11 protein-coding genes are annotated in these 14,782 nt (G+C 70.7%); 7 read left to right on the forward strand and 4 right to left on the reverse strand.

The features are described 5' to 3' along the window. Positions 1-36 precede the first annotated feature (36 nt). From OG709_RS32510 to OG709_RS32520, 3 genes are all read right to left on the reverse strand, one after another. On the reverse strand, positions 37-1,218 hold the full coding sequence (locus OG709_RS32510) for a substrate-binding domain-containing protein (RefSeq protein ID WP_250303103.1): 1,182 nt from the start codon (positions 1,216-1,218) through the stop codon (positions 37-39). Between the two features lie 216 nt (positions 1,219-1,434). Beyond that, complete coding sequence (locus tag OG709_RS32515; RefSeq protein ID WP_266645691.1) at positions 1,435-3,012, reverse strand: M81 family metallopeptidase; 1,578 nt, start codon at positions 3,010-3,012, stop codon at positions 1,435-1,437. A 102-nt stretch (positions 3,013-3,114) separates the two neighbouring features. Next, entirely contained in the window at positions 3,115-4,260 is a 1,146-nt protein-coding gene (locus tag OG709_RS32520) for an ROK family transcriptional regulator (protein ID WP_250303105.1), read from the reverse strand. A 298-nt stretch (positions 4,261-4,558) separates the two neighbouring features. Between OG709_RS32520 and OG709_RS32525 the strand changes: the two genes are divergently transcribed. From OG709_RS32525 to OG709_RS32540, 4 genes are read left to right on the forward strand one after another with little or no spacing between them, the layout of a single operon-like run. Continuing rightward, the gene (locus tag OG709_RS32525) at positions 4,559-6,409 is read left to right on the forward strand and encodes a peptide ABC transporter substrate-binding protein (protein WP_250303106.1); all 1,851 of its coding nucleotides are present in this window, start codon (positions 4,559-4,561) and stop codon (positions 6,407-6,409) included. Then, positions 6,406-7,356, forward strand: a complete 951-nt coding sequence (locus OG709_RS32530) for an ABC transporter permease (protein WP_250303107.1) — start codon at positions 6,406-6,408, stop codon at positions 7,354-7,356. The genes OG709_RS32525 and OG709_RS32530 overlap by 4 nt, the downstream gene beginning before the upstream one ends. Beyond that, a complete protein-coding gene (locus OG709_RS32535; protein ID WP_250303108.1) occupies positions 7,353-8,252 on the forward strand; it encodes an ABC transporter permease in 900 nt (299 codons plus the stop codon). The genes OG709_RS32530 and OG709_RS32535 overlap by 4 nt, the downstream gene beginning before the upstream one ends. A 51-nt stretch (positions 8,253-8,303) precedes the next feature. Further along, complete coding sequence (locus OG709_RS32540; protein ID WP_329168693.1) at positions 8,304-10,325, forward strand: ABC transporter ATP-binding protein; 2,022 nt, start codon at positions 8,304-8,306, stop codon at positions 10,323-10,325. A gap of 22 nt (positions 10,326-10,347) precedes the next feature. Here OG709_RS32540 and OG709_RS32545 read toward each other — a convergent pair whose 3' ends face one another. Beyond that, entirely contained in the window at positions 10,348-11,022 is a 675-nt protein-coding gene (locus OG709_RS32545) for an endonuclease V (RefSeq protein ID WP_250303110.1), read from the reverse strand. A 246-nt stretch (positions 11,023-11,268) separates the two neighbouring features. Here OG709_RS32545 and OG709_RS32550 point away from each other — a divergent pair, with 246 nt between their 5' ends. From OG709_RS32550 to acs, 3 genes are all read left to right on the forward strand, one after another. Continuing rightward, positions 11,269-11,838 carry a DoxX family protein gene (locus OG709_RS32550; RefSeq protein WP_250303111.1) on the forward strand — a complete coding sequence of 190 codons (570 nt, stop codon included), beginning with the start codon at positions 11,269-11,271 and terminating at the stop codon, positions 11,836-11,838. A 208-nt stretch (positions 11,839-12,046) separates the two neighbouring features. Beyond that, entirely contained in the window at positions 12,047-12,694 is a 648-nt protein-coding gene (locus tag OG709_RS32555) for an acetate uptake transporter (RefSeq protein ID WP_250303112.1), read from the forward strand. Between the two features lie 115 nt (positions 12,695-12,809). Then, a complete protein-coding gene (gene acs / locus OG709_RS32560) occupies positions 12,810-14,771 on the forward strand; it encodes an acetate--CoA ligase (protein ID WP_329168695.1) in 1,962 nt (653 codons plus the stop codon). The last annotated feature ends 11 nt before the right edge of the window (positions 14,772-14,782 follow it).

The raw sequence follows: 14,782 nt of genomic DNA on the forward strand, positions 1-14,782 counted from the left end.
AGAGCGATCAGAAGGAAGATAAAGCGGTCAAACGATCTATTCTTCGGTCCGGCCCCGCACCTGCGCCGATCCGCGCACGACGAGCCTGGGCAGCAGCTCCGTCCTGCGCACCGGGCCGGGGCTTCCGGCGGGCTCGGACAGCCGGTGCAGCAGCAACTCCGCCGCCGCTCTGCCGATCTCGGCCTTCGGCGGGGCCACGGCGCTCAGCGGGGTGCTGCCCAGCGCGGCGACCACATCGTCGTACGCCACCACCGAACAGTCCTGCGGCACCCGCACCCCGCTCTCCGCCAGCTTCTCCACCAGCATCAGCGCGTCCACATCGCCGTGCAGCACCGCGCCCGTCGCGCCCCGCGCGCGCAGCAGCGCCGCGAGATCGAGCGGGGCGCCCCGGTGCGGCGCGGGCACGGCGCTGTACACGACCCCGTCCGGATCGCTCTGCTCCGCGGGGCCGGGTCCCGGCCCCGCGTCCGGCGTACTGAGCACCACCGACCAGTCGTCCACCTCGGGACTGGCCGCGGCGATCTCGGCGAACGCCGCCCGGATGGTGCGCGCGGTGGGACTGTCGTCGCGGGCCGCGAGCACCAGCCGGCGGTGGCCCAGCGACACCAGATGACCGACGGCCAGGAACACCCCGTACCAGTGGTCGGAGCAGACCGAGTCCAGCGCGTGCAGGGCGCTGCCCGCCCGGGGGCGCCGCTCCATCAGCACGGTCGGCACCGGCATGTCCGCGAGCCAGCCGTAGTCCGCCTCCTGGGACGCGGCGCTGCGCCAGTGCGGAGCGATCAGCAGCCCGCGTGCTCCGGCGGCCAGCGCCCGCTCCACCAGCGGCCGTTCGCCGCCCGGTGTCCGGGGCGCGATGTGCAGCGCGGTGCGAATGCCGGACTCCTCCAGCACGCTCCGTGCGCCGTGCAAGGTCTCGTAGAGGTACGAGTGCCGCTCCGGAACCACCAGGGCGACCGCGCCGCCGTCCACGGCCGGGTCCCCGGAGCGCGGTGCGGGCAGCCCGCCGGAAGGACCCGGCCCACCGACCTCTTCGGCGGGCCGGGCCACTCCGTGCCCGCGCCGCAGCTTCCCCGCGCGGGCCAGTTCCTCCACGTCGCGCCGGACCGTCACGACCGAGACGGCCAGCTCCGCGGCGAGTGTGCTGACCTTGACCGCGCCCCGGGACCGCACCACCGAGAGGATTCTCTGACGCCTGAGTTCGACCGGCTCCCGCATGCCTGGACCCCCTGGGGTGTCTGGTCAGCCGCCGCCCAGCTGTTCGTTTGAACGCTTGGCTGAGCGCTTGCGGTCGCAGCATAGCGATCACACCGTGATCGGTGGGTCGGCCCGCGGACCGACCCACCGACGGGGGCCGACCGGGCATGCAGAGCGGCCGGGGGCGGCGGACGATGTCCTCGTCCGCCGCCCCCGGCCGCCCGTCCGTCCGCTGTGTCAGAGCAGTACCGGAGTCAGGTCCGGGCCACCCTCGTTCTCGTACGCGTCCTCGTCGAACGGGTACAGCGGGCGCTCCACCCGGTGGTGGCCCAGGCGCAGCAGATCCTGGTCGACGCCGCCGGGGGTGAGGGCCAGCAGCCAGTCCGCCGCCATGTCGTGCAGTTCGGGCTCCAGGTAGCCGATCTTGACGACGACCAGATCGAAGGTGCGCGGGTCGATACCGAGGCCGCCCTGCGCGGGGCCGGTGAAGTCGGCGAGCGTGTGGAACGGCTTGCGCTGTCCGGTCACGACGACGGTGAGGCCGCCGACGGTGATGGCCGCGAGGTCGCAGCCGCGGTCGTAGGCGCCGCCCTCGGCGCGGTCCGCCTTGTCGGCCGCCCGCTGAAGTCCCGTGACGGTGCCGGTGATTTCGAGCGGCCCGCCCTGGCTGGTGTCGACCTTGCCGCCGACACCGACCGTGACGGTGGCGCCGATCCCGGCCTCGAAGCAGGCGCGCACCGCGGCCGGGTCGGTGATGCCGGGGTGTACGGCAGTGACCTTGCCGGAGGCGATCTGCTCGTTCTCCAGCAGCTTGCCGAGCATGTACGCGAGGTCGCCCGCGCCGCCCGCCGTCGGGTTGTCGCCCGAGTCGCTGATCAGGAACGGACGGCGGTCGGAGGCGACGGCCGTGGCGATGCACTCCTCCGCGGTACCCGTCGGGCCGACGAACTCGAAGTCGCGGCGCACCTCCCAGTACTGCTGGGCCAGCGACTCGGCCTCCGCGGCGGCGAGTGCGGCGTCGTCGCCGGTGACGACGATGGCGGCCTTGCAGCGCGGCTCGTCGGCCCAGGCGTAGCCGACCCAGATCGCGGCGTCGACGATGCCCGGCTTCGCCTCGATGCCCGCGAGCCGGCCGTAGAGGCCCTTGGCGGGTTCGAGTCGGGTGCTGGTCTTCTCACCGGGGAGCAGGACCGGCACCTGTACCCAGGCACGGTGCGGGCGGCGGGTCCCGGCGGGCAGCTGGAGCCGCTCGACGAGCTTGCGGGCCGCGCGCTCGCGGGTGTCCCAGGCGTCCTCGTGCGGGGCGAGCCGGTGCGCGGTGAGCAGTTCGATCGGCTCAGCGAAACGGCGCGAGACGTTGCCGTGCAGGTCCATCGCCGCCGACATCATCGGGCGGCCCGACGCCGGGTCCTCGGGGGTGCCGACCGCGTCCAGCGCGGCCCGTACGGCTTCGGTCAGATCACCTTCGGCGTCCGTGAGACCGATGACGCTCATCGCCCCGTGCAGGTCGTAGACCATGCCGTCGAGGGGGCCCGCCGCGCGGATCCGGGAGATCAGCTCGTCCTTGAGCAGGAGGTAGGACTCCGCCTCGACCGGACCGCCGGGCAGAGCCGTGGCGTGCAGGAGGGGGACCCATTCGACGAGCGCGTCGAGATCCGAGGACGGCTGTGTCCAGCTGTAGCGGTTCAGCAGTTCCTGACCGCGGGTCTGGCGGAAGTCGTCCGTGGTGGAGCGGTGCGGGCAGAAGGTGGAGGACTCGATACCGATGCCGCCGATGGCGATGCGCAGACGGCGGGTGGGGGTGGAGGTGGTCATGAGGTGCTGCTCTCCGGTTGCGGGGTGTGGACGGTGGTGCGAGGCGCCGCGCCGATGGGGCTCGGGCGCGGCGGACCGGGTTCAGGGTCTGCGGGGCCGGGTTCAGGTTCTTTCGGCGTGCGGCCGGCTGTCGCGCAGGGCGGTCAGTCCCGCGCCCAGCAGGCCCGCGTCCCGGCCCGAGACCGTGGTGGTGATCTCCAGACCGGCCGTGGCCATCGGCAGGCAGCGTTCGTAGAGGACACCGCGGACCGCGGCCACCAGGGGCTCGGCCGCGGCCAGGGCGCCGCCGAGGACGACCGCCTGCGGGTTGAAGAAGTTGACGACGACGCCGAGCACGGTGCCGATGTGCCGGCCGGCCGCCCGTACCAGGGTCGTCGCCTGCGGGTCTCCGTCGGTGACCAGGCGCAGCAGTTCGGCGGTGCCGTCGACCGGGGTGCCGCGGCGGGCGAGTTCACGCAGTACGGCCGCGCCGCTGGCCACCGTCTCCAGGCAGCCGATGTTCCCGCAGCTGCACGGGCGTTCCTCCGCGGCGTCCACCCGGACATGGCTGATGTCGCCCGCGCAGCCGTTGGCGCCGCGGTGCGGGCGGCCCGCCGAGATCACTCCGCAGCCGATGCCGCGGCCGGCCTTGACGACCACCAGGTGATCGAGTTCCGGCCGTGCCGACTGGTGCTCGCCGACGGCCATCAGCGTCGCGTCGTTGTCGACGACGACGGGCAGTCCGAGCCGGTCGGCGAGGACGTCGCGGAGCGGGAAGTTGTGCCAGCCGGGCATCCGGGAAGGGGTGAGGACGCGGCCGGTGGCGACGTCGACCGGGCCGGGGAAGGCGATGCCGACGCTGCGTACCGTGCGTCCGGCCGCCCGCTGTTGGCCGGCGAGCGCGGCCAGCTGTTCCACCAGCCAGTCGACGGCCTGGTCCGGTCCGGCCGTGAGGTCGTGGCTGTGATCGGCGGCGTCCGACACGGTGCCGTCGACACCGACGGCGGCCAGCCTCCCGTGGTGGGAGCCGAGATCGGCGGTGAGGGCCACACCGCCCTGCTGCGGGATCCGCAGAAGCCGGGGGCGGCGTCCGCCGCGCGAGGCGCCCTCACCGGATTCGGTGAGCAGCCCGGCCGCGACCAGTTCCTGGACGCGCAGCGAGACGGTCGAGGCCGCCAGTCCCAACTCTCTTACGAGGTCGGCCCGTGAGGCGGCGGCACCGGACGTGACCATGCGCAGGATGTGCTGGTTCGTCACGCTGTCCGTCATTGCTCTCCCCGTCATCGCTGTCTCCGGTTACTTCGAAAGTTGCTTCGAGATTTCAAAGTAAGTCGGCGCTGTCTCGATGAAAGTTAGCGATCTGATGGCGACTTCCGCCAGGGGTAACGGAAAACTTTTCATCAATTCGCTATCCCAATATCGGACAAAGAGGATCAAAAGCTGCACTTGGGGCGCACTTGGTCACGTTTTCGCTCTTGACTTAGTTTCATCTGCCGTCCTAACTTTCAGACATTCTCCAGCCGATGTTCACGTCGGCTCGCAGCCGGAACTCGATGGAGGCCCACCCATGCGCCCAAGGCGCTCACCCGCGCGGCGCCGCGCACTAGCCGCAGCGGTCACCGGGACGGCGATCGTGATGGCCCTCTCGGGCTGTACGCAGGACGGCGGCCGGATAGCCATGGGACCCACCGGTGGTACCCCGGTCGAGGGCGGCACCGCCACGATGGCCCTGCCCCCGGCCGCCACCCCGAACTGGATCTTCCCCATCGGGGCTCCCGGCTACGGCGCCACGTACAACTTCGCGATCCAGTCGCTGCTCTTCATGCCCGTCTACGACGCGGTGAAGAAGGACGGCGCGCTGACCACCACCGGGCCGAACACGCTGGGCCAGAAGCCGGTCTACAGCGACGGCAACCGGACGGTCACCGTGCCGCTGCGCAAGGACATCACCTGGTCCGACGGCAAGCCGGTGACCGCACGCGACATCGAGTTCTGGTTCAACCTCGTCAAGGCCAACAAGGCCGACTGGGGCAGCTACTCCGTCGGCGCCATGCCCGACAACGTCAAGAGCTTCGAGACCGTCGACGCCCACACCGTGCGGCTGCACCTCAACCGGTCCTACAACCCCGACTGGTTCACCGCCAACCAGCTCACCCTGATGCGCGCGCTCCCGCAGGCCGCCTGGGACGCCGAGAAGGACGGCGGGCCCATCGGCGACCGGGACCGCACGACCGCGGGTGCCAAGGCGATCTTCGCCCGGCTGACCCAGCACTCCAAGAGCCTCGGCGCCTACTCCAAGGACCCGCTCTGGAAGACCGTCAACGGGCCCTGGAAGATAGACGAGTGGCAGAACACCGGCCAGGTCACCCTCGTACGGAACCCGAAGTACACCGGTTCCGACAAGGCCCATCTGGACAAGGTCGTCTTCAAGCCCTTCACCACCGCTGACTCCGAGTTCAACGTGCTGCGCTCCGGTGGCGTCGACTACGGCTACATAGCCCCGTCCGTCCTCGCCCAGAAGAAGACGTTCCAGGACCGCGGATACCGCGTCGACCCGTGGGAGGGCTGGGCGGCCACCTACATCGTCTACAACTTCAACTCCTCGCACGGCGGCCCCGCCCTGCGGCAGCTCTACATCCGCCAGGCCATGCAGCACCTCGTCGACCAGACGGCGATGAGCAAGGTCATCTGGCAGGGCAGCGCCACACCGACGCTCGGGCCCGTGCCCATCACGCCGAAGACGCAGTACCTGTCACCGGCGATGGAGAAGAACCAGTACCCGTACTCGGTGCAGGCCGCCCGTACGCTCCTCGTCGACCACGGCTGGACGATCCGCGACGGCCAGGCCCGCTGCACCCGCCCCGGCACCGGCGACAACCAGTGCGGCGCGGGCATCGCGAAGAACGCCCCGCTGAACCTCACACTGCTCTCGCAGTCCGGCTCCACCGAGTCGACGAACATGATGCAGGAGCTGAAGTCCTCGCTCAGCAAGGCCGGCATCGACCTCAAGGTGCGCCAGCAGCCGCTGAACTCGGTCCTCGGCAACTCCGTTCCCTGCAAGGCGGGTCAGCCCGGCTGCGACTGGGACATGTCCTTCTTCGGCACCGCGGGAAGCTGGTACTACCCGCTCAACCCCAGTGGTGAGCAGCTCTTCTCGACCGGCGCCTCCGCCAACTTCGGCAACTACTCGGACCCCGTGGCCGACAAGCTCATCCGCGCCGTCCAGTACTCCGCCGACCCGAACGCCATGCACGCGTACGGCGAGTACCTCGCCAAGCAGCTCCCGGTGATGTGGATGCCGAACCCCGCCTACCAGGTGTCGGTGATCCGCAACGATCTGCGCGGCGTCGACCAGAACCCCACCGTGACCCTCGCCCCGCAGGACTGGTACTACGTCAAGAAGGGGGCCGACCAGTGACCGGCTTTCTCCTCAAGCGCCTTCTCCAGGCGGTGGTCGTACTCTTCCTGGTGTCGGTCATCGTCTTCGTCCTGCTGCACCTGCTCCCCGGCGGACCGGCGCGCGCCATCCTCGGGCCCAAGGGCACACCGCAGCAGATCGAGCACTTCAACCACGTCCAGGGTTACGACCGGGCGCTGCCCATGCAGTACTGGGAGTACCTGAAGCGCCTGCTCTCCGGTGACCTGGGTGTGTCGTACAAGCTCAACCAGCCCGTCTCCGACCTGCTGATGCAGCGACTCCCCAAGACGCTGCTGCTGACGGCGCTCTCCACGGCGCTCGCGGTGATCATCGCGATCCCGCTCGGCCTGCTCCAGGCGGTGCGCCGCGGCAAGATCACCGACTACCTGCTGACGGGTGCGACCTTCCTCGCCTACGCGACGCCGGTCTTCTTCCTCGGTCTGATCCTCATCATCGTCTTCTGCCAGATGGTCCCGGTCTTCCCGGCCGAGGCACCGCAGGGCGAGTCCCTGTCGAGCATCTTCAGCGGGTTCTCCGGCATGGTGCTGCCCATCGTGACGATGGCGCTCGGCGTGATCGCGATGTTCAGCCGCTACATGCGCTCCGCCACCCTGGACAACCTCACCGAGGAGTACGTCCGTACGGCCATGGCCAAGGGGCAGTCCAGCCGGCGGATCCTCGCCAAGCACGTGATGCGCAATGCGCTGATCCCGCTCGCGACCCTTCTCGGCCTGTATCTGCCGACGCTGTTCGGCGGCGCCCTCGTCGTCGAGTCGATGTTCAACTACCCGGGTATGGGCCTGCTCTTCTGGAACGCCGCCCAGGGCTCCGACTTCCCCGTACTGCTCGGCGTGACGCTCGTCATCGGGGTCGCCACCGTGGTCGGATCGCTCCTCACCGACATCGTCTACGCCGTCCTCGACCCCCGGATCCGGAGCGTCTCATGAGCACTGCCGTCATAGCCCCCGGCCACGAGGACGCCGACCTCGCCACGCCCTCACTGGCCCGCCGTACCCTGCAGGTCTTCACCGGCAACAAGCTCGCCCTCACCGGCGTGATCGTGCTGGTCCTGCTCCTCGCGTTCTGCTACCTGGGCCCGCTGATCCACTCCACCGACCAGGTCCACACCGACCTGGCGCAGGCCAACCTGGCACCCGGCAGTTCCGGTCACCTCCTGGGCACCACCGACCTCGGCTACGACATGCTCGGCCGGCTGATGCTCGCCGGGCAGTCCTCCCTGGAGGTCGGCCTCGCCGCCGGTCTGCTCGCCACCCTCTTCGGTACCCTCTGGGGCGCCGTCTCCGGGTACTTCGGCGGCTGGGTCGACGCCGTGATGATGCGGGTCACGGACGCCGCGCTCGCCATCCCCGCGATGTTCCTGCTGGTCGTCGTCGCCGCGATCATCACGCCCAGCAAGGGCGTCCTCATCGTGATCATCGCGGCGGTGGCCTGGCTCTCCCCGGCCCGCCTGGTCCGCGGCGAGGCACTCTCGCTGCGCGACCGCGAGTACGTCCAGGCCATGCGGATGATGGGCGGCGGCGGAGCCCGCGCCGTGTTCCGGCACATCGTGCCGAACGCCATCGGCACGGTGATCGTGAACTGCACGTTCCAGATCGCCGACGCCATCCTGTACGTCAGCTACCTGGCCTTCCTCGGCCTCAGCATCCCGCCGCCCGCCGCCGACTGGGGCTCGATGCTGTCCTCGGGCATCACGTACACCCAGAACGGCTACTGGTGGCTGATCTTCCCGCCGGGCATCGCCATCGTGCTCGTCGTAGGCGCTTTCAACTTCGTGGGTGACGGCCTCCGGGACGCCTTCGAAGTACGGCTCCAGAAGAAGTAGCCACACCCCCCTGCTTTCGCTTCCTGCCTTCACTGCCCGGAGGACACTCCCATGACCGAGCCGCTGCTGCGGATCGACGATCTCCATGTCGACATAGCGTCCCGTAACCGCACCGTCCACGCGCTCGACGGCGTCAGCCTGGACCTGGCCCCCGGCGAGGCGCTCGGCGTGGTCGGCGAGTCCGGCTGCGGCAAGACCATGACCGCGCTCAGCGTTCTCGGGCTGCTCCCGCCCGGCGGCGCCGTGTCCTCCGGGCGGGTCCTCTTCGACGGCCACGACCTCGCGTCGGCCGGTGAACCCGTGCTGCGCGACGTACGGGGAAACACCATCGGCATGGTCTTCCAGGACCCGCTGACCTCGCTCAACCCCACCATGACCATCGGCGCCCAGGTCGCCGAACCCCTCCTGCTGCACCGCCCCATCAGCAAGCGCGAGGCATGGGAGCGGGCCGAGGAGATGCTCGGCCTGGTCGGTATGCCGCAGCCCTCCGAGCGGATGAAGGCCTATCCGCACCAGCTGTCCGGCGGTATGCGCCAGCGGGTCGCCATCGCCATGGCGCTCGTCTGCGAACCCAAGCTCCTCATCGCCGACGAGCCCACCACCGCACTCGACGTGACCACCCAGCACCAGATCCTGGAACTCATCGACGGGCTGCGCTCCCGCCTGGGCATGGCGATGATCCTGGTTACCCACGACCTCGGCGTCATCGCCAACCGCGTCGACCGGGTCGCCGTGATGTACGCGGGCAAGGTCGCCGAGACGTCCGGCGTACGGGACCTGTTCGCCCGCCCCCGGCACCGCTACACCCAGGCCCTCTTCGCGGCCCTGCCCGAGAAGGCCGTCGAGGGCGCCACCGAACTGCGCACCATCCCCGGTCTGCCGCCCAACCTCGCCACCGAGCAGCACGGCTGCCGGTTCGCGGCACGCTGTGCGTTCGCGACCGAGGTGTGCCGCACCGAAGAGCCGCAACTGACCGAGGGCGACCACCGGTTCGCCTGCTTCCACCCGGTGCCGGAGGACGGCGAGCGGAACGCCGGGGCCGCGGCGGCCGGGAAGCGGGAGACCACTGCCGTCGTGCCCGCGGGCGCCACGCTGCTGGAAGTCACCGACCTGCGCAAGGACTTCCCGCTCACCGGCGGCCCGTTCTCCCGCAAGCACGGGACGGTCAGCGCCGTCGGCGGTGTCTCCCTGACCGTGCGCAAGGGGGAGACCTTCGGCATGGTCGGCGAGTCCGGCTGCGGCAAGACCACCATCGGCCGCATGATCGCCGGTCTTGAGGACCCCACCGCGGGATCGATCGTCTTCGAGGGCCAGGACCTGGCCACCATGGACCGGGGCCAGCGCCGCGCGCACCGCCGCCGTATCCAGCTGATGTTCCAGGACTCCGCGGCGGCCATGGACCCGCGTATGCGCATCGGCACCATCCTGCGCGAACCGCTCGTCATCCAGGGCGTCGGCGACCGCGCCGAACAGGACCGGATCGTCGGTGAACTCCTGGACGCCGTCGGGCTGCCGCGCGGCGCGGTCGACCGCTACCCGCACGAGTTCTCCGGCGGCCAGCGCCAGCGGCTCGGCCTCGCCCGTGCGCTGACGCTCTCCCCGGACCTGATCGTCGCCGACGAACCGGTCTCCGCGCTCGACGTCTCCGTCCAGGCACAGATCCTCAACCTGATGCGGGAGCTCCAGCGCGACCGCGAGCTGACGTACTTCTTCATCTCGCACGACCTGGCGGTGGTCCGCTACCTCGCCGACACGGTCGGTGTGATGTACCTCGGCAAGCTGGTCGAGTCGGGCCCGGCCGAGGAGGTGTACGCGAACCCGCTGCACCCCTACACCCGCGGTCTCCTCGACACGGTCAACGTCCCGGACCCCGAGACGGCCGGCTCCGGCCGGTCCCCGCTCGGCGGTGAGACCCCGTCTGCGGCGAACCCGCCCTCTGGCTGCCGGTTCCGTACGCGCTGCCCGATCGCCCAGGACATCTGCGCCGAGACCGAGCCCCTGGCGAGCACCCCGGACGGCGAGGGCCACCAAGTGGCCTGCCACTTCCCGCTGGTGCGCGCGCAGGCGGCCTGAGCCCGCCGACGGGAGGCGCCGGTCAGACGGCCGTCGCCTCCCGCAGCGCCCGGCGGCAGAGCGCGTCGGCGCGGCGGGTGGACTCGGGGAGCCGGAAGTCGGGGGAGAGCCGCAGGGTGTGGGCGCAGGCGTTCTCGATGCCGACCCGGTGTCCGACCGAGACGAAGACCGGTTTGACGCCCTCCCTGGTACGCAGCGCCCGGCCCACCTCCTCGCCGTCGTCGGCCAGGAGCGGCGTGAACTCCCCGCGCCGGGCGCCCGGTTGCTCGTACGAGAAGGTGAACGGGTTCTTCGCGACGCCGATCACCGGCAGACCCGTCAGCACACCGAGATGGCTGGCCAGGCCGAAGCGCCGTGGATGCGCCAGCCCGTAGCCGTCGCAGACGACCAGCCCGGGGTCCGAGGTCAGCGAATCGAGGGCGGCGAGCACGGTGGGGATCTCCCGGAACGCGAGCAGCCCCGGTACATAGGGGAACGCGACCGCCCCGACCGCGGTGGCCTCCTCGACGACCGCCAGCGTGGCGGCGTCGAGAACGACGGCCGCGGCGGCGACCACGTTCCGTTCGTCGTCGTACGCCACATCGACACCGGTGACGAGCCCGGTCCCCGGTGGGGGGCCGGGCTCGTCCCGTACGACGCGGGTGCGCAGCTCGTCCTGGACCGCGCGGGCGGCCGTCTCATCGGCGGGTGTCTCCATGGGCGTCAGCCTACGAGGGCCGCGACGGACCGTGTTCGCGCCCTTGCTCCCCGACCTCTGGTGCGGCAGCATCGGGCCGTCCGACCGACGGCCGCGTGCGCCGACGCGCTCGGGTCCGTGACGCGACGCGTGTCACCGCCTTCGCCCGGATGGACCACTCCCGGTGCGGACGGAGCGGGCCGGGGGCGAAGAGTGGAATCGCACGCCTCCGCGCCCCGACCGCCAACCGTTCACCTGGAGACCGCGATGACCTGTATCAACCGACGTGACGTGGGACTGCTCGCCCTGCGGGTCGGCACCGGCGCCGTGCTCGTGGCGCACGGGTCGCAGAAGCTGTTCGGCTGGTTCGGCGGCGGCGGCCTGTCGGGGACCGCGGCGGGCATGGAGCACATGGGATTCCTGCCGGGGCACCGCAACGCCGTCGCCGCCGGTCTGGGTGAGGCGGGCGGCGGAGCCATGCTGGCCCTGGGGCTCGCCACCCCCACCGCGGGCGCCGCGGTCGCGGGCACGATGGCGGGGGCCGTGGCCGTGCACGCGCCCGCCGGGTTCTTCGCCCAGTCGGGCGGCTACGAGTACCCCGCGTTCCTCGGCTTCACCGCAGCCGCGATCGGACTCGCGGGAGCGGGCCGCTACTCCGTCGACCACGCCACCGGCCGCCGGTTCGACCGGCCCTGGATGCTGGCGCTGGCCTTCGCGGGCAGCGCGCTCGCGAGCGCCGCGGTGGTCGGCAAGCGGCGAAGGGACCAGGCCGACGCCACGCTCCGAGCCGAAACCGAGGCCGGGACGGCCCCCGGGAACGCCGCGGAAACCGCCTGACCCGGCTGTTCCGATGCGCTTTACGGCGGGTGGCGGTTCGAGGCGCCACTCATGGTCCTCAGGCGTAGCCTGATAAATGCCGTATAAGTGCTTGATGCGCATATGCGCACAGCAGGATGCCGGACCGCCGTCGCTCGTGATCGCCCCCGTGCGCCTCACATGTTCACCGCGGGACCTCACCGGCCGGCACCGGCTGGAGGGAGCAGTCGTGGTAGCCACCAAGGAAGAGCTCGGTTCGCAGTCTCCGCCCGGTGCGACACCGGCGGCCGGCACGCGCGTGGCCGACTCGCCGCACATCGCCGACCCGGGAGCCCTGGGCCTGGGCGCGTTCGCCATGACGACATTCGTCCTGAGCGTGTTCAACGCAGGACTGATCAACGTCTCCGTCGAGGCGGTCGTCCTCCCCATCGCTTTCTTCTACGGCGGGATCGTGCAACTGCTCGCCGGTATGTGGGAGTTCCGGCGGGGCAACACCTTCGCGGCCACCGCGTTCGCCTCGTACGGCGCCTTCTGGCTCACGTTCGCCGGGTTCATCACACGGATCGCGCCGCACCTGTCCCCGACCCACGCCTACCAGGCGCTCGGCGTGTACCTCCTGGCCTGGGCGATCTTCACCGCGTACATGATGCTTGCCGCGCTGCGCGTCAACGTGGCCGTTCTCGGTGTCTTCGTCGCCCTGACCGTCACCTTCGTCCTGCTGACGATCGGCGCGTTCGGGCAGTCGAGCTCGATGGACAAGGCAGGCGGATGGGCGGGGCTGGTCACCGCGGCGATCGCCTGGTACGCCTCGTTCGCCTACGTCACCAACAACACCTGGAAGAAGACGCTGCTCCCGGTGGGTTCCCTGCGCCGATGAGGCGCCCCACCGGTCCGTGACGTTCCCGCCCTGTGCCGTACTTCCCCGGAAGTACGGCACAGGGCGGGAACGTCACGGCGAACAAGGCCCCCGGAACGATCATCGAGGAGTGCGGATGAGCGACGAGACGCTGTCCAACCTGATGCATGAGAACCGGCGTTTCCCGCCTCCCGAGGACCTGGCGGTGCAGGCGAACGTCACCGCGGCCGACGTCCGCGCGGCGCGCGCCGACCCGCTGGCCTTCTGGGAGGCCCAGGCGCACCGGCTGACCTGGGCCGAGCCGTGGACCCAGGTGCTGGACTGGAGCGACCCGCCCTTCGCCCGCTGGTTCACCGGAGGCCGGCTCAACGTCGCCCACAACTGCGTGGACCGGCACGTCGAGGCCGGGCTCGGTTCGAGGCCCGCCTTCCACTGGGAGGGAGAGCCCGGAGACCGTCGCACCCTCACCTACGCGGACCTCAAGGACGCCGTGTGCCGGGCGGCCAACGCCCTGGAGGAACTCGGCGTCCGGGCCGGGGACCGGGTCGCGATCTACATGCCGATGATCCCCGAGACCGCCGTCGCGATGCTCGCCTGCGCCCGCATCGGCGCTCCGCACACGGTGGTCTTCGGCGGCTTCTCCGCGGACGCGTTGCGGGACCGCATCCTCGACTGCGACGCGCGCGTCGTGATCACCGCCGACGGCGGGTACCGCAAGGGCGCGGCCGCGGCCCTGAAACCGGCTGTCGACGACGCCGTCTCCCGCTGCCCCGACGTCCGCAACGTCCTGGTCGTCCGCAGGACCGGACAGGACGTGGACTTCACCGAGGGACGGGACGTGTGGTGGCACGACCTGGTGGACCGGCAGTCGCCCGAGCACCGGGCGCAGCCGTTCGACGCCGAGCATCCGCTGTACATCATGTACACCTCGGGAACGACGGCCAAGCCGAAGGGCATCCTGCACACCAGCGGCGGCTATCTGACCCAAGTGGCCTGGACCCACTGGGCCGTCTTCGACATGAAGCCGGAGCAGGACGTGTTCTGGACGGCCGCGGACATCGGCTGGGTCACCGGGCACTCGTACATCGTCTACGGGCCGCTCGCCAACGGCGTCACCTCGGTGATGTACGAGGGGACCCCGGACACCCCGACCCGGGGCCGCTGGTGGGAGATCGTCGAGCGGTACGGCGTGACGGTGCTCTACTGCGCCCCCACCGCGATCCGCACGTTCATGAAGTGGGGCGAGCAGTTCCCCGCCGGGCACGACCTGTCGAGCCTGCGGCTGCTCGGCTCGGTGGGCGAACCCATCAACCCCGAGGCGTGGATGTGGTACCGCCGCACCATCGGCGGCGACCGGTGTCCGGTCGTCGACACCTGGTGGCAGACCGAGACAGGGGGGCAGATGCTCTCTCCGCTCCCCGGAGTCAGCACCTGCAAGCCCGGCTCCGCCCTGGGCCCGCTGCCGGGCGTGTCCGCGGACGTGGTCGACGACACCGGCCGGCCGGTGCCCAACGGCTCCGGCGGCTATCTGGTCCTCACCCAGCCGTGGCCCGGAATGCTCCGGACCATCTGGGGCGACGAGCAGCGCTACCGCGACACCTACTGGTCCCGGTTCCCGGGTGTCTACTTCGCGGGGGACGGCGCGAAGAAGGACGAGGACGGCGACATCTGGCTGCTCGGCCGGGTCGACGACGTCATGAACGTCTCCGGCCACCGCATCTCCACCACCGAGGTCGAATCCGCGCTGGTCTCCCACCCGGACGTGGCCGAAGCCGCGGTGGTCGGCGCCTCCGATCCGACCACCGGGCAGGGCATCGTCGCGTTCGTGATCCTGCGCAACAGGCCGGAGGGCGAAGGCGAGGCACACAGCACCGTGGAGCAGCTCCGGACCCATGTGACCCGGGAGATCGGTCCCATCGCCCGGCCCCGGCAGATCATGGTGGTCCCCGAACTGCCGAAGACACGATCGGGGAAGATCATGCGCCGCCTGCTGAAGGACGTCGCCGAGGAACGGGAGCTGGGCGACGTCACGACGCTGACGGACGACACCGTGATGGAGAGCATCAGGAAGCAGCTCCCGGCGACGACCGAGGAGTGAGCGGGGCCGGG

It is taken from the genome of Streptomyces sp. NBC_01267, from assembly GCF_036241575.1.
In the GTDB taxonomy this organism is placed as follows: Bacteria; Actinomycetota; Actinomycetes; order Streptomycetales; family Streptomycetaceae; genus Streptomyces.

Excerpts from the sequence above, each read along its gene's own strand:
- OG709_RS32510 (WP_250303103.1), bottom strand. The coding sequence starts at position 1,218 with ATGCGGGAGCCGGTCGAACTCAGGCGTCAGAGAATCCTCTCGGTGGTG.
- OG709_RS32515 (WP_266645691.1), bottom strand. The coding sequence starts at position 3,012 with ATGACCACCTCCACCCCCACCCGCCGTCTGCGCATCGCCATCGGCGGC.
- OG709_RS32520 (WP_250303105.1), bottom strand. The coding sequence starts at position 4,260 with ATGACGGACAGCGTGACGAACCAGCACATCCTGCGCATGGTCACGTCC.
- OG709_RS32525 (WP_250303106.1), top strand. The coding sequence starts at position 4,559 with ATGCGCCCAAGGCGCTCACCCGCGCGGCGCCGCGCACTAGCCGCAGCG.
- OG709_RS32535 (WP_250303108.1), top strand. The coding sequence starts at position 7,353 with ATGAGCACTGCCGTCATAGCCCCCGGCCACGAGGACGCCGACCTCGCC.
- OG709_RS32540 (WP_329168693.1), top strand. The coding sequence starts at position 8,304 with ATGACCGAGCCGCTGCTGCGGATCGACGATCTCCATGTCGACATAGCG.
- OG709_RS32545 (WP_250303110.1), bottom strand. The coding sequence starts at position 11,022 with ATGGAGACACCCGCCGATGAGACGGCCGCCCGCGCGGTCCAGGACGAG.
- OG709_RS32550 (WP_250303111.1), top strand. The coding sequence starts at position 11,269 with ATGACCTGTATCAACCGACGTGACGTGGGACTGCTCGCCCTGCGGGTC.
- acs (WP_329168695.1), top strand. The coding sequence starts at position 12,810 with ATGAGCGACGAGACGCTGTCCAACCTGATGCATGAGAACCGGCGTTTC.